Annotated in this window: 16 protein-coding genes; 9 read left to right on the forward strand and 7 right to left on the reverse strand. The window is 73.3% G+C overall.

Annotated features, from left to right (window positions below):
- Positions 1-190: 190 nt before the first annotated feature.
- The 8 genes from BX266_RS18670 (at position 191) to BX266_RS18705 (ending at position 7,760) form a co-directional block, all read left to right on the forward strand.
- Positions 191-1,141: a hypothetical protein gene (locus BX266_RS18670; protein ID WP_143686959.1), complete on the forward strand. Its 951-nt coding sequence runs from the start codon at positions 191-193 to the stop codon at positions 1,139-1,141.
- A gap of 34 nt (positions 1,142-1,175) precedes the next feature.
- Positions 1,176-2,150 (forward strand): hypothetical protein, encoded by a 975-nt coding sequence (locus BX266_RS18675; RefSeq protein WP_099901308.1) that lies wholly within the window; start codon positions 1,176-1,178, stop codon positions 2,148-2,150.
- Complete coding sequence (locus BX266_RS18680) at positions 2,147-3,022, forward strand: haloacid dehalogenase-like hydrolase (protein WP_099901310.1); 876 nt, start codon at positions 2,147-2,149, stop codon at positions 3,020-3,022. The genes BX266_RS18675 and BX266_RS18680 overlap by 4 nt, the downstream gene beginning before the upstream one ends.
- Positions 3,019-4,068 (forward strand): hypothetical protein, encoded by a 1,050-nt coding sequence (locus tag BX266_RS18685; protein ID WP_099901312.1) that lies wholly within the window; start codon positions 3,019-3,021, stop codon positions 4,066-4,068. Before BX266_RS18680 ends, BX266_RS18685 begins: the two co-directional genes overlap by 4 nt.
- 151 nt (positions 4,069-4,219) lie before the next feature.
- On the forward strand, positions 4,220-5,212 hold the full coding sequence (locus tag BX266_RS18690) for an ABC transporter ATP-binding protein (protein WP_099901314.1): 993 nt from the start codon (positions 4,220-4,222) through the stop codon (positions 5,210-5,212).
- The gene (locus tag BX266_RS18695) at positions 5,209-6,102 is read left to right on the forward strand and encodes an ABC transporter permease (RefSeq protein ID WP_099901315.1); all 894 of its coding nucleotides are present in this window, start codon (positions 5,209-5,211) and stop codon (positions 6,100-6,102) included. The genes BX266_RS18690 and BX266_RS18695 overlap by 4 nt, the downstream gene beginning before the upstream one ends.
- 10 nt (positions 6,103-6,112) lie before the next feature.
- Positions 6,113-7,030, forward strand: coding sequence for an ABC transporter ATP-binding protein (locus tag BX266_RS18700; RefSeq protein WP_099901317.1), 918 nt, complete (start codon positions 6,113-6,115; stop codon positions 7,028-7,030).
- A gap of 13 nt (positions 7,031-7,043) precedes the next feature.
- The gene (locus BX266_RS18705) at positions 7,044-7,760 is read left to right on the forward strand and encodes an ABC transporter permease (protein ID WP_099901318.1); all 717 of its coding nucleotides are present in this window, start codon (positions 7,044-7,046) and stop codon (positions 7,758-7,760) included.
- Between the two features lie 77 nt (positions 7,761-7,837).
- Here the strand turns inward: BX266_RS18705 and BX266_RS18710 are convergent, their stop codons facing one another.
- Entirely contained in the window at positions 7,838-9,088 is a 1,251-nt protein-coding gene (locus tag BX266_RS18710) for an MFS transporter (RefSeq protein ID WP_099901319.1), read from the reverse strand.
- Positions 9,089-9,150: 62 nt separating this feature from the next.
- Positions 9,151-9,870, reverse strand: coding sequence for a FadR/GntR family transcriptional regulator (locus tag BX266_RS18715; RefSeq protein ID WP_099901321.1), 720 nt, complete (start codon positions 9,868-9,870; stop codon positions 9,151-9,153).
- 644 nt (positions 9,871-10,514) lie between these two features.
- On the opposite strand from BX266_RS18715, the gene BX266_RS18720 reads away from it, so the two are divergent.
- Entirely contained in the window at positions 10,515-12,305 is a 1,791-nt protein-coding gene (locus BX266_RS18720) for an LCP family protein (protein WP_099901323.1), read from the forward strand.
- A 28-nt stretch (positions 12,306-12,333) separates the two neighbouring features.
- Here BX266_RS18720 and BX266_RS18725 read toward each other — a convergent pair whose 3' ends face one another.
- From BX266_RS18725 to BX266_RS18745, 5 genes are all read right to left on the reverse strand, one after another.
- Positions 12,334-13,149 carry an HAD family hydrolase gene (locus BX266_RS18725; RefSeq protein WP_099901325.1) on the reverse strand — a complete coding sequence of 272 codons (816 nt, stop codon included), beginning with the start codon at positions 13,147-13,149 and terminating at the stop codon, positions 12,334-12,336.
- A 33-nt stretch (positions 13,150-13,182) separates the two neighbouring features.
- Positions 13,183-14,460 (reverse strand): serine--tRNA ligase, encoded by a 1,278-nt coding sequence (gene serS / locus BX266_RS18730; protein WP_099901327.1) that lies wholly within the window; start codon positions 14,458-14,460, stop codon positions 13,183-13,185.
- A 710-nt stretch (positions 14,461-15,170) separates the two neighbouring features.
- Positions 15,171-16,106: a prephenate dehydratase gene (pheA, locus tag BX266_RS18735; protein WP_099901329.1), complete on the reverse strand. Its 936-nt coding sequence runs from the start codon at positions 16,104-16,106 to the stop codon at positions 15,171-15,173.
- A 139-nt stretch (positions 16,107-16,245) separates the two neighbouring features.
- A complete protein-coding gene (gene efeB / locus BX266_RS18740) occupies positions 16,246-17,490 on the reverse strand; it encodes an iron uptake transporter deferrochelatase/peroxidase subunit (protein WP_259464749.1) in 1,245 nt (414 codons plus the stop codon).
- Positions 17,487-19,466: a FixH family protein gene (locus BX266_RS18745; protein ID WP_399169942.1), complete on the reverse strand. Its 1,980-nt coding sequence runs from the start codon at positions 19,464-19,466 to the stop codon at positions 17,487-17,489. Before BX266_RS18745 ends, efeB begins: the two co-directional genes overlap by 4 nt.
- Positions 19,467-19,498 lie beyond the last annotated feature (32 nt).

Consider the following 19,498-nt stretch of genomic DNA (forward strand, 5'->3'; position numbering starts at 1 on the left):
GATTGCGGTTCGATCACAGCCTGTCCGATTGGCCGGGGAATACGGCTATTGGGCACCGCAATCATGTTGTTGACGGACTCGCAGAACTCACATAATTCGTGCACCGCATGGTGATAACGGTGCTCGAGCCGGCCGGGGGGACGGCTCGCACCGCCATGCGGTCTGCCATGTGAACTCTGGGGGGAGACCCTTGTCCGTTCCTGAACCGTCCCCTGACCGCGACCAGTCCGCGGTTCCCGAGCAGCCGCCCGTGGTCGAGCACGACCCGGTGGCCGAGCAGCCTCCGGCGGGCGGTCAGCCGCCCGCTCCGGAGCAACTTCCGGACCTGGAGCCCCTCCCCGACCCGGAGCAGTTGCCGGACCTGGAGCCGTCCGCCGGGCCGTCGCCCGCCCCGGCGCGGCGCCGGTCCGCGGCCGGGGTGGCGCTCGCCGTGGCCGGCCTGCTCGTGGTGACGGCGGCCAGCGCCACCGTCACCGTCGCGGTCGGCAAGCCCGACCGGTCCGACCGGGTCGCGGCCGCGCCGGCGCCCTCGTCGGCCGCCTCGACCGGCACGAGCCCGAGCGCCTCGCCGAGCCCGACGCCCACCCCGTCCCCGACCCCGTCGCCGACTGCCGCCCCGCGGCCGGTCAGCACTCTGCAGGGCAGCGTGTCCGGCGGCACCCACAGTGGCGACCTGCGGTACTTCCTGCTCCCGGTGCCGGACAACGCCGACCCGTACGGTTCGACGGACGGGTCGATGGAGAGCATGGACGACCTGCAGAAGATCTACGGCGAGGACCTCGACATCAAGGGGATCCTGGAGTCCTGGGACTTCAAGGAAGCCGCCACCCGCGCCTACCGCACCCGCGACGGGAAGATGGAGGTGCGGACGGAGATCATGCGGTTCGCCAGGAGCAGCCGTGCGCAGGGCTACGCCGACCACTCCAGCTACAAGTTGGAGTCTTTCGACATCGACGGGGTTCCGGACGCCAAGGGCTACATCGACAAGCCCGAGCAGCAGGCGTACACCGGCTGGCTGTACGGCATCGGCGTGGTCGGGGACGTGGTCTACGAGGTCCACGTCATGGTGCAGGGCGACCCCGACAAGGCGTTGCTCGCCGAGGCCATGAAGCGCCAGCACGACCGGCTCGCCAACGGCTGAGCGCCGTCCCGAACTCTTCTTCCAGGAGCACCAGTTGAGCACCGAACCCACGGGCGCCACGGAGCCCGGGGCGGCCGCCGCGAACCCGTTCGCACCGCCCGCCGACCCTCCGGCCGAGCCGCCCGCCGCGCCCCCGGCCGACACCCCGTCGGCCACAACCCGGCCGACCGAGACCCGGTCACCCGACCTCCCGGCAGGCGACGTCCTGACGGCCGAGGCCCCGGCGACCGCGCCGGACGCCGACCCGTTCACCGACGCGTTCGCCGTACGGTTCGAGAACTCCGAGGTGATCGAGGCGGGGGCCGAACCCGCCCGGCGGAAGCGGAAGTTCAGCGCGAACGCGCTGTTCCTGGCCGCCGTGCTGGCGGGTCCGGTGATCGGCGGTGTGATCGGCTACGGCATCCAGGCGGCCCGCCCGGAGACCCCGCTGCCGAAGATCACCGCGGTCAAGCTGGACTACCCGGCCGAGCGGATCGACCCCGGCGCGCTGGCCGCGGCCGCCCCGAAGCCGCTGAACATCGACGGCGACCTGCGCGACCTGCTGGTCAAGAAGCCCGACGGGGTGCAGGAGATCACCGACTTCGGCTCGAACGGCTGGATGGACGCCGCCGACATCGCGGAGACCTTCGGCAACACCAAGAGCGTGTTCCAGGAACTACTGCTGAACGGCTTCCGCCGGGCCGCGGTGGTCGCCTGGGAGGTCGACGGGACGGAGTACCGGGTCCAGCTGATCCAGTACGTGCCGGAGAGCACCAGCACCGTGATCAGCGACCTGAACGTGAGCACCGCGGGCTCGGACACGTCGAAGATCCCCGGAAACGACGACAGCCAGGTGCTGGTCAAGCGGGACGCGCAGCACTACGCCAAGAGCACCGAGCAGTACTACTACGGCGAGGCGCTGGCCCGGAAGGGCACCGTGCTGATGCACATCCAGGTCTACGCCAAGAACCCCGTGGACCGGGCCAAGTTGGAGGACCTCGCCAAGCGCCAGTGGGAGCGGATCGCATGACCGACATCGAATCCCCCGAGCCCACCGTCGAACTGACGCCCGATCGGACCCTCGATCAGGACTCCGCGCAGCAGCCGGAGGAGCAGGAGCGACCGGAACAGCCGGAGCAGCCGGAGCAGCCCTCGACCGCCCCGGCGAAGCCGCGCCGCACCGGGCTGAAGGCGGTCGCCGCGGTGGCCGCGGCGGCGCTGCTCGGCGTCGGCATCGGCGAGCTGATCATCAAGGTGCACTACCAGGACGCCCCGGCCCCGGCGGCCGTCGCGGCCGGGCCGGCGCCAGCGCCGAGCCCCTCGGCGACCTGGGGCGCCAAGTCCACCGGCAACCACTTCGGCAGCCTGCGCGACCTGCTGCTGCCGGTGCCGACCGGCTACCGGCTGGGCCCGGACCACGGGTCCTTCGGCAACGACAGCGAACTGCGGCGCGAGGACCTCGACAAGGCCGAGAAGGACATGCTCACCGAGGTGCCGGAGAAGTACCGGCAGAACGCGGAGAACATGCTGGCCTCGCTGCACCTGCAGGGCATCGGCTCGCGCACCGTGGTGTCGGGCGACGACAGGATCGTGGTGACCATGGTGCTGCGCCAGTTCAACCAGCAGTGGGTGGCGGCGCAGAACTCGGCGTACGGCGACTGGTACACCGACAACGAGCTGTACCGGCAGGGGCCGGGGGTCTCGGGGCACCCGGAGGCGCGGTGCGCGCTGCCCGCGCTGAAGGCCGGCGACCAGCTGGACTTCGTGGAGTGCTACGCCGGGGTGGGCGACCTGCTGGTGGAGATGGAAGTCTCCGGCGTCGCCCCCCTCGACCAGAACAAGGTCGTCGACCTGTTCCGTCAGCAACTGGACCGACTGGCCATCCCGGGAGCCTCCGTATGAGCAGCGACAGCGACCTCACCCCGAACACCGGTCCGGACCCGGCCCCGGACCCGGACCTGGCCCCGGCCCCGGCCACGGCTCCCGCCGCCCCCACGGCCGATGTCGCCGCCGGCGCGGAGGACCCCGGCGCGCAGGCCCCCGTCCTCGACCCCTTCGCTCCGCCCGGAGGGCCGGTCGAGCCCCCCGCGCCCCGGTCGAAGGCGCAGCGCAAGCGGCTGTGGCAGGTCGGCGCGGCGGCCCTGCTGACGGTGGTGACCGGTGCGGCGACGGCCGTCGCGGTGACCCAGCCGGACCGGACCGACCTGCCGGGCCTGGCCACGCCGAACGACGGCCGGTACGTGTTCCCGGAGCTGACGCTGCCTCCGCTGCCGGTCGGCGCGTCCGCCCCGGCGGACTCCAAGACCAAGGCGCACGCCGCGGACCTGCGGGCGCTGTTGCTGCCGCTGCCCAAGGGCGCGGTCGGCACCGGCCCGTCGGCCGCGCCCAGCACCTCGCCGAGCGCCTCCGCCTCCGCATCCACCTCGGCGAGCGCGAGCGCGAGCGGGAGTGCGAGCGCCTCCGACTCGCCGAGTGCGAGCCCGGTGGCGAGCCTGCCACCGGTGGTGGGTCGCTGGGTGCCGTGCGACAAGGACGCGATGCTGGCCGTGGACGACAAGTACAGCCTGCGGCTGACCACCGCGGCCTGCCGCGCGGCGGCCGCCCAGGGCTGGACGGCCAAGGACGGCACCCGCACCGAGCTGCGGCTGATGCGGTTCGGCTCGGGGTACGACGCGGCGGACTTCTACTCGCGGGCCAGCATGATGTCCTCCACCAAGGACATCGCGGGCACCCGGCCCAACACCGGCAACACCGAGTACCCGGTGGTGTCCGGCGGCCAGTTGGAGGTCCGCAACGCCACCGAGACGGCCGGCGACCTGCCCACCGGGCGGCTCGCCTGGCTGCAGTCCGGCGACGTGGTCGCGGTGATCCAGCTGACCAACCCGAAGGGCGTCCCGCTGCAGTCGTTCCGCCAGGTGATCGCGCTGCAGAGCGAACTGCTGGGCTGATCCGGACCGGGCGCCGACGACCCGTCAGGAGGACCGCTCTCCCGACCCGCTGCCACAACCCCTAGGGGGCGGGTCGGGAGGGTCATCCCGTGGACGGAGAGATCCTCGGCCGCCCAGCTCATTCCACCGGCCCGCGGCCACGGCTACGTTGATGACCGTGTCCACAGTCATCAAGACGGACGGCCTCACCAAGAGGTTCCCCCGGGTCACCGCGCTGGACCGGCTCACCGTGGAGGTGCAGCCCGGCGTGGTCGGCCTGGTCGGGGCGAACGGCGCGGGCAAGTCCACACTCATCAAGATCCTCCTCGGGCTGTCCCCGGCCACCGAAGGCACCGGCCAGGTGCTCGGCCTGGACATCGCCACCCAGGGGCCGGAGATCCGCGAACGCGTCGGCTACATGCCGGAGCACGACTGCCTGCCGCCGGACGTGTCCGCCACCGAGTTCGTCGTCCACATGGCCCGGATGTCCGGCCTGCCGGCGTCCGCGGCACGCGAACGGACCGCCGACACGCTGCGCCACGTCGGCCTGTACGAGGAGCGCTACCGCCCGATGGGCGGCTACTCGACCGGCATGAAGCAGCGGGTGAAGCTGGCCCAGGCGCTGGTCCACGACCCGCAGTTGGTGCTGCTGGACGAGCCCACCAACGGCCTCGACCCGGTCGGCCGGGACGAGATGCTCGGGCTGATCCGCCGCATCCACTCCGACTTCGGCATCTCGGTGCTGGTCACCACCCACCTGCTGGGCGAGCTGGAGCGGACCTGCGACCACCTGGTGGTGATCGACGGCGGCAAGCTGCTGCGCTCCTCCTCGACCGCCTCGTTCACCGAGGCCACCCAGCTGCTCGCGGTCGAGGTCACCGACCACCCGACCGACCGCGCGTTCGACGCGGACGCCGTGCTGCGCGAGCGGCTGACCGCCGCCGGCCTGACGGTGCGCGCCGACGGCGGCCGGGTGCTGCTGGTGGAACTCGGCGGCGACGACACCTACGACACCGTCCGCGACACTGTGGACGACCTCGGCCTCGGCCTGATCCGGCTGGAGCAGCGCCGCCACCGCGTCGCCGAGATCTTCAGCACCGAGCCCGCGGAGCACTCCGACCAGCACCAGGCCGCAGCCGTGGCGACAGGAGGCGAGCAGGCATGACCACCCCCGGGACCGCCGCCCACACCGGCGTCATCCACGACATCGGCTACCGCCCGTACACCGGGCCCCGGTTGGGCCGCCGCTACGCCACCCGCTCGCTGTACGTGCAGAGCCTGCGGGCCGCGTTCGGCCTGGGCCGCTCCGGCAAGTCCAAGGTGCTGCCGTTCCTGCTGCTCGGCGGCATGACCGCGCCGGCTGTGGTGATGCTGGCCATCGCGGTGTTCGCGAACCTGTCGAAGATGCCGCTCGACTACGCCGAGTACGTCACCAGATTCGGCGTCCTGCCGGAGATCTTCCTGGCCGCGCAGGCCCCCGTGCTGATGTCCCGCGACCTGCGGCACCACGTGGTCCCGCTGTACTTCTCCCGCCCGGCGACCCGGGGCGACTACGTGGCCGCCAAGTTCGCCGCCATGTTCAGCGCCCTGCTGATCGTGCTGGCGTTGCCGCTGCTGGTGCTGTTCGCGGGCTCGCTGCTGGCCAAGTTCCCGTTCGGCGACAACTTCGTGCACCTGACGTACGGTCTGCTGGCCGCGTTCCTGTACGCGCTGGTGTTCTCCGCACTGGGCCTGCTGATCGCCGCGCTCACCCCGCGCCGCGGCTTCGGCGTCGCCGCCGTCATGGGCACCCTGATGATCACCAGGGTGCTCGCCGGGATCGTCGTCGGCCTGAACGGCGGCTTCGAGCCGGTGCCCGAGGAGTCCGCCGGCTGGGGGCTCCTGCTCTCGCCGAGCGAGACCGTCGCAGCCCTGGTCAACCACCTGTTCCACCTCGGCGCCGTGAACACCCCGCAGGCCCCCGGCTCTCTCGGCGCGACGGTGTTCGCCGCCGCGATCGCCCTGCTCACGGCCGGCTGCTACGTGCTGACGCTGCGCCGCTACCGGAACGTCTGAGAGGGCAGTCATGTCCGTCATCACCATCGACAAGGTCTCCCGCTGGTTCGGGAACGTGGTCGCCGTCAACGACGTCACGATGACCATCGGACCGGGCATCACCGGTCTGCTCGGCCCCAACGGCGCCGGGAAGTCCACCCTCATCCACATGATGAGCGGCTTCCTGGCCCCGTCCTCCGGCGCCGTCTCGCTGGACGGCGACCCGATCTGGCGCAACCAGGAGGTCTACCGGAAGATCGGCCTGGTCCCCGAGAAGGAGTCGATGTACGACTACCTGACGGGGTGGGAGTTCGTCCTCACCAACGCCGAACTGCACGGCCTGCCCGACCCCGGCGCCGCCGCGAAGCGCGCGCTGGCCCTGGTCGAGATGGAGTACGCGCAGGACCGGCAGACCGGCACCTACTCCAAGGGCATGAAGCAGCGCGTCAAGATGGCCTCCGCGCTGGTCCACGACCCCGCCGTGCTGCTGCTCGACGAGCCCTTCAACGGCATGGACCCGCGCCAGCGCCTCCAACTCATGGAACTGCTGCGCCGGTTCGGCGCCGACGGGCGCACCGTGCTGTTCTCCTCGCACATCCTGGAGGAGGTCGAGCAGCTCGCCCGCCACATCGAGGTGGTGGTCGCCGGGCGGCACGCCGCCTCCGGCGACTTCCGGGAGATCCGCCGGCTGATGACCGACCGCCCGCACCGCTACCTGGTGCGCTCCAGCGACGACCGGCGGCTGGCCGCTGCGCTGATCGCGGACGGCTCCACCGCGGGCATCGAGGTCGACCCGAAGGAGCAGGCGCTGCGCATCGAGGCGATCAACTTCCAGGGCTTCACCACCCTGCTGCCCAAGGTCGCCCGCGAGGCCGGCATCCGCCTCTACACCGTCTCCCCGGCCGACGAGTCGCTGGAAAGCGTCTTCTCGTACCTGGTCTCGTCCTGAAGGGCCCCACCCGATGAACACCACCGTCGCCAGGCTCACCGCGCGCGGCCTGTTCGGCCGCCGCCGGGTCCTGATCCTGCTCGCCGTCCCGGTGCTGCTGCTGGCCATCTCGCTGATCGCCCGCAACAGCAGCCTCGACAAGCTCGACCTCGCGCACACCATCCTCGGCAACCTCGCCCTGGGCACCCTCGTCCCGATCACCGGCCTGATCGTCGGCACCGGCGTCATCGCCACCGAGATCGAGGACGGCTCGATCGTCTACCTGCTGGCGAAGCCGCTGCCGCGCTGGCAGATCGTCACCACCAAGCTGGCCGTCGCCGTCGTCAGCACCTGGCTGCTGGCCTCCGTCCCCACCTACCTCGCCGGGCTGCTGATCTACGGCACCGAGGGCGACGTCGCCCTCGGCTACGCGGTCGGCACGGTGGTCGCCGGAGCGGCGTACAGCGCGCTTTTCCTGCTGCTCGGCGTGGTCACCCGGCACGCGGTGATCGCCGGCCTCGCCTACGCGCTGATCTGGGAGAGCCTGATCGGCAACTACGTGGCGGGCGCCCGCACGCTGTCCGTCCAGCAGTGGGGCCTGGCGCTGACCGACGCGGTCGCCGCCGACGGCACCGTCACCGCCCCGGTCGCCCTGACCACCGCGGTGTGGCTGCTGATCGCCGTCGCGGTGGGCGCCACCGCCCTCGCCTCGGTCAAGCTCGCCGGGCTGACCCTCAACGGCGAGGAGTAACCCCGGCGGACGGTGTCGGAACGCGGAACGGCGGGGACGGCCAGTGCCGTCCCCGCCGTTCCGCGCATGACGCGGTGTCAGAGCGTCCGGTTGCGGCCCGCGCCCCAGCCGGCCACCGCCGCCACCGCGGACAGCACCAGCATCACCAGCAGCGTCGCGTCCCAGCCGCCGGTCAGCTGGTGCAGCGCGCCCGCGCCCACCGGGCCGGCCGCCGCCACCAGGTAGCCCACCGCCTGGCTCATCCCGCCCAGCCGGGCCGCACCCAGCACGCTGTCGGTGCGCAGCACGATGAACGCCAGGCCGAGGCCCAGCGAACCGCCCTGCGCCAGGCCGAGCACCGCCGCCGAGAACCAGGCGCCGGACACCGGGGCGAGCAGCAGCCAGGCGACCCCCGCGCCGTTCAGCGCGGCCATCGTCAGCGCCAGCCCGCGCTGCCGGGTCATCCGGCCCGCCGCCAGCGGCACCAGGAACGCGCCGACCACCTGCACCAGGTTGCTGAACGCGAACACCAGGCCGGCCTCGCCGCGCGGCATCCCGTGGTCGGCCAGGATGGTCGGCATCCACGCCACCAGGGTGTACACCAGCAGCGAGGAGATGCCCATGAACACGCTGATCTGCCAGGCCAGCCCGGACTTCCAGGGGCTGGTCGCCGGTCCCTTCGGCAGCGCCGCCGCGGTCGCCCGCACCGGCGTGGTGCGCTCCTGACGGGCCTTCAACACCTGCGGCAGCCAGGCCAGCGCGGCCACCAGCGCCAGCAGCGACCAGGCGCCCAGCGAGGCCTGCCAGCCGCCGCCCAGCGCGTGTTCCAGCGGCACCGACAGGCCGGCCGCCAGGGTCGCGCCGACCAGCATGGTGGTCGAGTACACGCCGGTCATCGCCGCGGCCCGGTGCGGGAACTCCCGCTTCACCAGACCGGGCATCGACACGTTCAGCACCGCGATCGCCACGCCGATCACCACACAGCCCGCGTACAGCGCCACCACCGAAGGGGCCACCCGCAGCAGCACGCCCGCACCCAGCGCCAGGACCGCGCCCAGCACCACCCGCTCGGTGCCGAAGCGCCGGGTGAGCCGCGGCGTCAGCGGCGCGCCCACGCCCTGGAACAGCACCGGGACCGTGGTGATCAGACCGCTCGCGGTGGCGGACAGGCCGAAGGTGCGCTGGATCTCCGCGACCATCGGCGAGACCGCGGCCAGGCAGGCCCGCATGTTCAGGGCCACCAGCACGATCCCCGCCAACAGCACGGCGGGGTGGGCGAACCTGGCGGCGGTTCGGGTACCGACCTTCGGGTCGAGGGCGGGCTGCACGGCACGGGTGACCGAGGACATGGCGGGGCTGACTCTCTGTGCTGGTGGAACGGGGAAAGGGGCTTCTTCGGGCTGACGGGGCGTTACTTCCGGGCGGCGATCTCCGCGAGCAGCTGCTCCACGGCCGCCGTCGGCTCCGCCAGCAGCGCCCGGCAGGCCGCCTCGGCGCGCTCCGGGTCCCGGCTCTCGATCGCGTCGACCAGCGCCTGGTGGGTGGCGATCACCACCTCCGGCATCTCCTGGTCGCCGAACGCCGTGCGCATCGACTCCCGCACGGAGGCCCCGAAGTACCGGTACACCTCGGTCAGCGCCGGATTGTGCGCCGCCTCCACCACGGCCGTGTGGAACTCCAGGTCGTGCTCGACGGTCGCCTCCCGGCCGGCCCGCTCCGGATGCGCCGCCATCACCTCGGCCTCCCGGGTCAGGGCCGCGCGCATCCGCGCCAGGTCCTCCGGGGTGTGCCGCTCCGCGGCCAGCCGCGCCGCCTCGGTCTCCAGCGCGGCCCGCACCTCCAGCACGTCCCGCACCCCCGAGCGCTGCACCCCGCGCAACACCGCCGCCGGATCGCTCGTCGACCGGACGAACGTGCCCTCCCCCTGCCGCGACACCAGCATCCCCGCGTGCACCAGCACCCGGATCGCCTCCCGCACGGTGTTCCGCCCCACCTGCAACTGCTCCGCCAGCTCGTGCTCGGTCGGAATCCGCGCCCCCACCGGCCACACCCCGGAGGCCAGCTGCTCCCGCAGCTGATCGATCGCCGCATCCACCAGCGAACGCCGCCCCGCCGCCTGCAACCCCTCCACGCCGGGCTCCTCTCCACGCTCACCGATCAACCGACGCCAGTCATCCTACAACCACTTGTCCGGTCGTCCTACAACCTACCCGCCCCGGTCCGGGCGGCACCGTCCGCACGGCCACCGCCACCCCGCGGGATGAGCGCGAGCACGATCCGCTGGGACGGCACCGACATCCGCGAGCTCGCCCCGGAGCAACTGCGGTAGCGCATCGGTGTGGTCTTCCAGGACTACGTCGGCCCGGGACGGCTCGACCGCCCGGACGACGCCGACGCGGCCCGCGTGGCCAGCATCGACACCCGGCCACCCGGCTCCCGGGCGGCTACCGCACGCTACTCAGCGGGATGTTCGTCGGGAGATCCGCCCCCGGACGCTGCCGCCGCGCGTCAACTGCAGCTCGGTGGCAGCACATCGCGGCCGGGCCGTCGCGCTGCGGCCGCGGACGGGGACCGGGGACCGGGAGCGTCGAGACTCACACTCCGGAACGGGAACCGGCCATCCGCACACGGCGTTCCAGTGCTCGGAGTGGTGCCCCGGGCAGTGACTCGGAAATGATCCCTTTATATGCTCCGCTCTCTAGCTTCATCCGTCCGCCCAGCAGACGGAGCGGTGGCTGAGGCGCCCGACGGCCGCCTCCGGTGAAGGGTGCAGGAATGACAGGCCAGAGGGCGGGGGCGTCCGATTCGGACGCCGGCTGGTGGGAGAACGTTCCCCCGCAGGGCGACACCTACCGGCAGGACGCCCCGCACCGCGACGACGCGCCCGTGCCCGGCATCCCGCGCCGCCGCTCCGGGGCCCACGACGCCACCACGCCCCCCCGCCCCCCGGGGGGCCGGGCGGACGCCCGCCGGGCCGCCCAGCAGGGCCGGGGGACCGGCCGCCGCCCCGAGGCCGAGCCGGCCGGCCCGCCCACCGGCGGCCGCGCGGAGGCCCGTCGCGCCGCCCAGGGCCGCCGCAAGCCCCGCAAGACCAAGAAGATCATCATCTGGTCGCTGGTCGGCGCCACCGTCGCCGTGGTCGGCACCGGCGGCTACATGTACTGGCGGCTGAACGCCAACATCGACTCGTTCGACGGCGACGGCGTCAGCGAGAGCCGCCCGCCGGCCTCCGCGGCCGACGCCAACGGCCACCGCCCGATGAACATCCTGCTGATCGGCTCAGACTCCCGCGAAGGCGCCAACAAGGACCTCGGCGGCGGCGAGGAGGGCGGCGCCCGCTCGGACACCACGATCCTGCTGCACGTCTACGCCGACCACAAGCACGCCGTCGGCGTCTCGTTCCCCCGCGACGCGCTGGTCAACATCCCCAAGTGCATGCTGCCGAACAAGACCTGGACCAAGCCGCAGACCAACGTCATGTTCAACAGCGCCTTCTCGGTCGGCAACAGCGAGAAGGGCAACCCGGCCTGCACCCAGAACACCGTCGAAGCGATGACGGACCTGCGGGTCGACCACACCATCGTGGTCAACTTCGAGGGCCTCGCCTCGATGACCGAGGCGGTCGGCGGCGTCGAGGTCTGCCTCCCCAACGCGATCTACGAGAAGGACCTCAACCCCAACCTGCCCCGCAAGGGCAAGGAGATCTACCCCAAGGGCCTGCAGACCGTGAAGGGCCAGGCCGCACTGGACTACGTCCGGCTGCGCCACGGCATCGGCGACGGCTCCGACGTCGGCCGGATGCAGCGCCAGCAGGCCTTCCTGTCCTCGCTGATCAAGTCCGTCAAGTCCAAGGGCATGAGCCCCACCACGCTGTACCCGCTCGCCGACGCGGCCACCAAGTCGCTCACCGTCGACCCGGACCTCGCGGGCGTCGACAAGCTGCTCGACCTGGCGATGTCGCTCAAGGACATCGACCTGCACAACATCAAGTTCCTCACCACGCCCTGGCACTACCAGGGCGACCGGATCGGCCTGAACCACCCCGAGGTCGAGCAGCTCTGGGCCGCGCTCAAGGCCGACCGCACCCTGGACGGCCAGGACGCCAGCGGCGGCGCCGCCAGCCCCGCGGCGAGCGCCCCGGCCGCCCCGACCACCAGCGCCCCCGCCGCCCCGCCAGCCAACGGCGCCGGCATCAAGGTCGGCGTGTACAACGGCACCACCACCGGCGGACTCGGCCTGAAGGCCGCCGCCACCCTGAAGGCCGCCAACTTCACCGTCACCACCACCGGCAACGCCCCCAGCCAGAACCACGCCACCACGGTCGTCCAGTACGGCTCCGGGCAGAAGGCCAACGCGCAGGCCGTCGCCGCGCTGTTCCCGGGCGCGACCGTCGAAGCGGGCTCCACCGCGGGCATCTCGCTGATCCTCGGCAAGGACTACGCCGCCACCGCGGGCACCGGCGCCACCGGCGCCCCGGACCCGGGCCCCGTCCCCTCCCAGGTCTCCCAGGACGCCCGTTCGGCGGACGACGACCCCTGCTCCAAGCTCAGCTACGGCACCGGCTGAGCCGCGAACGCCCGCCGGACCGCGTCGCTCAGCCCAGGCCGAAGACGCGGTCCAGGACGACGGCCACGCCGTCCTGGTCGTTGGTGAGCGTCACTTCGTCGGCCACCGCGCGGAGTTGCTCGTGCGCGTTGCCCATGGCGACGCCGTGGCCGGCCCAGTTGAACATCGGCACGTCGTTGGGCATGTCGCCGAACGCGATGGTCTCGGCCGCGGTGACGCCCAGCCGGCGTGCGGCGAGCGAGAGCCCGGTGGCCTTGGTGAGGCCGAGCGGGAGGAGCTCGACGATGCCCTCGCCGGCCATCACCACGCCGACCAGCTGGCCGGCCACCGCCCAGGCGGCCTCGGCCAGTTGATCGTCCGTCAGCTCCGGGTGCTGGATGTACAGCTTGCTGACCGGCGTGGCGAGCAGCTGCTCGGGGGAGACCGCCCGCAGCGGGAGCTCGGCGCCGATCCGGAGCCGGTAGCCGGGGCCGGCCAGCACCTCGCCGTCCAGGCCGTCCTGGTTGGCGGCGACGGCCAGCGGGCCGGTCTCGGCCTCGATCTTGGCGAGGGCCAGGGCGGCGAGCTGCCGGTCCAGGGTGACCGAGGTGAGCAGCTTGTGCGCCCCGGCGTCGTAGACCTGCGCGCCCTGCCCGCAGACCGCTATCCCGGTGTAGCCGATCTCGTCCAGCACCGGCCGGGTCCAGCCGGCCGAGCGGCCGGTGACGATGATGTGCTGGGCCCCGAGCGCGGTGACCGCGCCCAGGGCGTCGAGCGTCCGGGCGGAGACCGTCTCCGCGCTGGTGAGCAGGGTGCCGTCGAGGTCGGTGGCGACCAGCCGGTAGGGCAGGGCGTCGGTGCTCATGCGCGAGGGTCTCCAGACCGGGAGGGAGGGGCGTTACTTGGCGACGGGCTCCAGCACGGACTTCCCGCCGAGGAAGGGCCGCAGCGCCTCGGGGAGGACCACCGAGCCGTCCGCCTGCTGGTGGTTCTCCAGCAGGGCGACGATCACCCGGGGGACGGCGACCAGGGTGCCGTTGAGGGTGGCGAGCGGGCGGACGCCGTCCGCCTCGCGCATCCGGATGGAGAGCCGGCGGGCCTGGTACTCGGTGGTGTTGGAGGTGGAGGTCACCTCGCGGTACTTGCCCTGGGTGGGGACCCACGCCTCGATGTCGAACTTGCGGGCGGCGGAGGCACCGAGGTCGCCGGAGGCGACGTCGATGACCCGGTAGGGGAGCTCCAGGGCGTTCAGGAAGTCCTTCTCCCACTGGAGCAGGCGGCGGTGCTCGGCCTCGGCGTCCTCGGGGGTGGTGAAGACGAACATCTCCACCTTCTCGAACTGGTGGACCCGGATGATGCCGCGGGTGTCCTTGCCGTAGGTGCCGGCCTCGCGGCGGAAGCAGGAGGAGAAGCCGGCGTACCGCAGCGGCAGCCGCTCGGCGTCCAGGATCTCGTCCATGTGGTAGGCGGCGAGCGGCACTTCGCTGGTGCCGACCAAGTAGCGGTCGTCGTCCTCCAGGTAGTACACGTTCTCGGCGGCCTGGCCGAGGAAGCCGGTGCCGTCCATCGCGGCGGGGCGGACCAGGGCCGGGGTGATCATCGGGGTGAAGCCGACCGCGCCGGCCTGCGCCATCGCCATGTTGACCAGGGCGAGTTCGAGCAGCGCGCCGGGGCCGGTGAGGTAGTAGGAGCGGGCGCCGGCGACCTTGGCGCCGCGCTCGGTGTCGATCGCGCCGAGCAGCTGGCCGAGTTCGACGTGGTCGCGGGGCTCGAAGCCCTCGGCGGCGAAGTCGCGGGGGGTGCCGATCTCCTCGAGGGTGACGAAGTCCTCCTCGCCGCCGACCGGGGCGGCCGGGTCGATCAGGTTGGCGAGCGAGCGCTGCAGCCGCTCGGCCTCCTCCTTGGCCGCGCCCTGCGCGGCGTCGGCGGCCTTCACCTCGGCGGCCAGCTCCTTGGTGCGGGCGAGCAGGTCGGCCTTCTCCTCGCCCTTGGCGGCGGCCACCAGCTTGCCGAGCTGCTTCTGCTCGCTGCGGAGCTCGTCGAAGCGGGTGCCGGCCGCGCGGCGGCGTTCGTCGGCGGAGAGGAGGGCGTCGACCAGGTCGACGTCCTCACCACGGGAGCGCTGCGAGGCACGCACTCGCTCGGGGTCGTCACGGAGCAGGCGAAGGTCGATCACGGGCTCCAGCCTACCGGTGGCGGGGGGGCGTCCCGGGACGCCGCTCGCGGGGCCGGGGCCCGGTTCCGGCCAGCGCCCGCGTTGGGCGAGTATGTCGCTCTCTGTCCGGAAATCTGGCATCCTGTCCGCGGTCGCCGTAGGCGGGGGTGTGGGCGAGCCGGCCGGGCCCTGGGGATAACTCGCCCCGGCCTGTGGATAACTCCGGTGGACAACCCGTTGCGGGGGTAGTTATCCACAGGTTCGCGCGCCGGCCTGTGGACAGTGGAAAACCCAAGGTTCAACAGCGGTCGAACCGGCAATTCCAGGTTTCAAACCTCGATGCAGCTTCCCGAGTGAGGGAATTCGCTCGCTCGGACAGGTGATTTGTCGGCCCAAGGGTGACTCTGGTCCGATTAGTCCTCCCTATGCCCCTAGCTGATGATCTGACCGGGCCTGGGGATGTCTTTACCGGTTTGTCGACTCGAACCCCGCCCTGTGGATAACTGGCCCCGACCTGGGGACAACCGCCCCTGTGGATGTCGGCCGCCGCCCTGTGGATGAACCGCCCGGCCCGCCCCCGCCGCCGGAGGGCCGGGGAGCGCCGCTGGTGAACGGCGGTCGCCCGGGCAGGTGACGTCCGGGCGTGTCGGAAATGAACGGGACGGGACCGCTCCCGGTCCCGTCCGGCTTGAATCGCGCCCTTGCGCGACGGGGCGCTCCCCGAACCGCGCCTAGAGTTCCCCGCGCCCGTCCAGGCAGCGCGACAGCCAGTCCGCGGCGTTCGCGAAATCCAGGTCCGAGGTGCCCTGCCGGAGCGGGAAAGCGGTCCCCTGGTCGGCCCGCGGGTAGGAACCGAGGAAGCGCACCTGCGGGCAGATCCGCTTCAGGCCCATCATCGCCTCGCTGACCCGCCGCTCGCTGAGGTGCCCCTCGCAGTCGATCAGGAAGCAGTAATTGCCCATGCCCTCGCCGGTCGGCCGGGACTCGATCCGCATCAGGTTGATGCCGCGCACCGCGAACTCCTGGAGCAGTTCCAGCAGCGCGCCCGGGTGGTCGTCCGGCAGCCACACCACCATCGAGGTCTTGTCCCAGCCGGTCGCCGAGGACACCCGCCCGGGACGGCCGGCCAGCACGAACCGGGTGGTCGGCGCGGCCGCGTCGTGGATCTCGTCGGACAGCACCTCCAGCCCGTACAGCTCGGCGGCGAACGCCCCGGCCACCGCCGCGTCGTAGCGGCCCTCCTGGACCAGCCGGGCGCCCTCCGCGTTGGACGCCGCCGACTCCCACTGCGCGTCCGGCAGGTTGGCGGCCAACCAGTGCCGCACCTGTGGCTGCGCGACCGGGTGTCCGGTGACGGTCTTGATCCCGCCGAGCACGGTGCCCGGGCGGACCAGCACCGCGAACGAGATCGGCAGCAGCACCTCGCGGTAGATCATCAGCGGGCTGCCGTTGATCAGCTCGTCGCTGGTGGTGGTGACCGCCCCGTCCACCGAGTTCTCGATCGCCACCATCGCGCCCGCGGCCTCGCCGGCCCGCACCGCGTCCAGCGCCGCCGACACCGAGGCCACCGGGGTCAGTTCGCGGGTCGCCGCCTCCGGCAGGGTGCGCAGCGCCGCCTCCGTGAAGGTGCCTGCGGGCCCGAGATAGGTGTAACGGGTCGCCGACATGACCGCCTCCGAACTCACTGTGCCGCTGCGCAGCCGAACCGTGCCAACCCAGTTGGCCGAGCCACTTCACCTTAGCCACTTCTGTCGCGCGGCCGGGCGGCGTCCCGCTCTGCGGGCAGTCGCCCGGGCGACCGCCCGCTCAGCCCTCCAGCAGCGGCTGCCCGACGTACCCGCTCTCCGGCGCGCCCGGCGGGACCGCGAACAGCGCGCTCGCCTCGTGCCGCAGGTAGCGCGACAGGCCGTCGCCCCGGGCCAGCCGCTGCTGGACGGGGACGAAGCCGCGCGCCGGGTCGGCCTGGAAGGCGGCGAACAGCAGCCCGGCGTCGGGGGAGCCGTCGGGCAGCAGGCCGTCCTGGAAGGAGAAGCCGCGGCGCAGCATCGCCGCCCCGCCGTTGGAGTCCGGCGCGGCCACCCGGATGTGCGCGTCGGGGGCGATCGCCAGGGTGCCGTCGGGGTGGGTGGCCGCCAGGTCGACGGGGGTGCGCTCGACCGCGTCGGCGCCGCCGGACAGCGGGGCGCCATCGCTCTTTCGCCGGCCGATCACCCGTTCCTGACGGTCCGTCGGCAGGGTGTCCCAGCCCTCCAGCAGCATCCGGATCCGGCGCAGCACTGCGTAGCTGCCGCCGTTCATCCAGTCGGGGCCGGTGGCGAACACCTTGGCGGCGAAGTCCGGGTCGGCCGGGCGCGGGTTGTTGGTGCCGTCGACCTGCCCCATCAGGTTGCGGCCGGTCATCGGGTGCGGCGTCGCACCGGGGGCGCGGGCGAAGCCGGACATCTGCCAGCGCGGCGCGGCCAGCCCGGTGGCGAGCCGGGCCAGCACCCGCAGCGCGTGCACCGCCACCAGCGCGTCGTCCGCGCCGATCTGCACCCACAGGTCGCCGTCGGAGCGGGCCGGATCGAGCTGGTCACCGGGGAAGGCGGGCAGCGCGGCCAGTGCCTCGGGCCGGCGGTCGGCCAGGCCGGCCTTGGCGAACAGCGAGGCGCCGAACCCGAAGGTGACGGTCAGCGAGCTGGGCCCGGCGTCCAGCGCGATCTGGTTCTCGCCCTCCGCCGCGGGCTCGCCCGCGGCCATCCGGGCGGCGGCCGCCGACCAGCCGCGCAGCAGCGTCACCAGACCGGGCCGGCCGGTGGAGGACAGCAGGTCGAAGGCCACCCACTCGACCCGGGCCTGCGCGGGCTCGACGATCCCGCCCTGCCGCGCCCCGTGGAACGGCACCCGCGCCGCGCCCAGCGACACCCCGCTCGACCCCTGCGCCGAGGCCCGCCCGCCCCACACCCCGCCGGCCGCGCCGACGGCCAGCCCGGCCCCGGCGCCGCCGAGCACCGCCCGCCGCGACACCGTCGGCAGGCTCACCGCGCCGCTGCGCTCCCGCGTGCCGCTCACGGCCCGACCTTCAACTGCTGGGTGGCCGTCACCTGGTCGATGTCGGAGGAGCGGACCGTCACCGACACCACCCACACGCCGCCCAACGGCAGTTGCGCGGTGCCGCTCCAGCGGCCGGCGCCCTGCGACTGCAGGGTGACGGGCAGCGGCCCGAGGTCGCGGTCGGGGAGGGTGAAGGCGAGCTGCACCTCGGGCACCTCGACGGCCTGCCCGGCGCCGTCGACCAGCTTCAGCGTCACCGCGTTCGGGCCGGTCCCGACCGGGTTGACGGTGACCGTCGCGGTGCCCTTGGCGTTCGGGGTCCGGCCGCCGGTGTCGTACGGGAGGGTCAGCTCCTGGGTCTTCCCGGGCACCGCCGAGGCGCCCGCGGTCGGGGCGCCGCCGGTGCCGGGCCGGGCGGCGATCGCCTCGGCGACCCGTCCGGGCGGGGAGTTGGTGAGCATCGTGGTGACCACCAGCACCAGCACCGCGACGCCGGTCTCCACCAGCACGCTGCGGCGCAGCCCGGCCCGGGCCGGCGAGCCCTCGGCGGCCTGCCGCTGCTTGGCGCGGGCCCGCAACGCCTGCTGCCGGGCGAGTTGGGCGGCGCGCTCCGGGTCTGGGCTGCCGGCCGCGGGCCGCGCCGCCTCGGCGGCCATCGCGGCGTCGGCGGCGGGGGTCTCGTCGGCGGTACGCAGCCGGGCCGTCCAGGCGCGGGAGATCCAGGCGACGCCGAGCATCGCCGCCACGCAGCCGACCTTGATCAGCAGCAGCCGCCCGTACTCGGTGTTCACCAGCGCGCCCCAGGAGCCGAGGCCCCGCCAGGACTGGTAGACGCCGGTCAGTGCGAGCACCGCGACCAACCAGAACGCCAGCCGGGAGAAGCGGTCGACGGCGGCGGCGGGCAGGCCGTGGCGCAGGCCGACGACCAGCACCGCCAGGCCGCCGAGCCAGCCTGCCATCGCCAGCAGGTGCAGCGCGGCGAGCGGCAGCGCCAGGGCGACCTGGATGCCGACCGAGGAGTGGTCGGCGCCGACCCAGGTCGCGGACAGTGCCAGGGCCAGCGCCAGCCCGGCCAGACCCAGGCCGAGCCGGGTGTCGCGCTGGGGGCGTTCGGCGGCGGCCCGCTCCAGCCGGCGCAGCTCCGCCTCCTCCTCGTCCAGGCCCGCGTCCGCGGCCGGGTCCGGCTCGGCGGCGGGCCTGGCCTGCAGCCCCAACTGGCCGACCAGCAGCGACAGGAACACCCCGGCGGCGGCGAGCAGCAGCAGCCGGGCGGCGAGCGCGGTGCCGATCCGCTCGTCCAGGGTGGCGCGCACCAGCGACAGGTCGAAGGCCTGCCCGAGGCCGGTGCCCCGCTCGTACGGGCCGCGCAGCATCAGCACGGCGACGGTGGACAGCAGCAGCGCGATCCAGCCGGTCATCAGCAGCCGCTGCACGCCGCGCACCGCGGCCCCGCCGGGCCAGACCACGATCACGAAGGCGGCCGCGCCGGCCAGCAGCGCGAACGCGCAGTAGGCGACGGTGCGGGCGGTGCCGTAGGCGAACGCGACCGCGCCGTCCGCGTCGGCGCCCTGCACGGCGGCGGCGTCGACGGAGGTGTCGGACGGTGCGCCGATGGAGAAGGTGAACGCCCCGCCGACCGGGTGGGAGTCCTCCGAGACGGCCCGCCAGGCGACCGTGTAGGTGCCGTTGCCCAGGCCCTGACGGAGCGTCACCCGGGCGGTCGCCGCCTTGCCGTCGACGTGCTCGGGCTTGCCGTCGTCGACCGCGTTGCCCTGCGGGTCCAGCACCCGCACCGAGTCCGCGGACAGCGACACGCCCTCGCTGAAGGTCAGCGTCACCGCGGCCGGCGCGGCCTGCACCACCGAGCCCTGCGCCGGGTCGGTGCGCTCCAGGGTGGCGTGCGCGGACGCCGCCGTCGCCCCGCCCAGCACCAGTCCGAGCGCGGCCACCAGCACCGCCAGCAGCGCGCCCAGCCGCCGCCTCGCCAACGTCACCACGTGCGTGCCTCTCCTCGTCGCCATTGCCG

It is taken from the genome of Streptomyces sp. TLI_171 (genome assembly GCF_003610255.1).
Taxonomy (GTDB): Bacteria; Actinomycetota; Actinomycetes; order Streptomycetales; family Streptomycetaceae; genus Kitasatospora.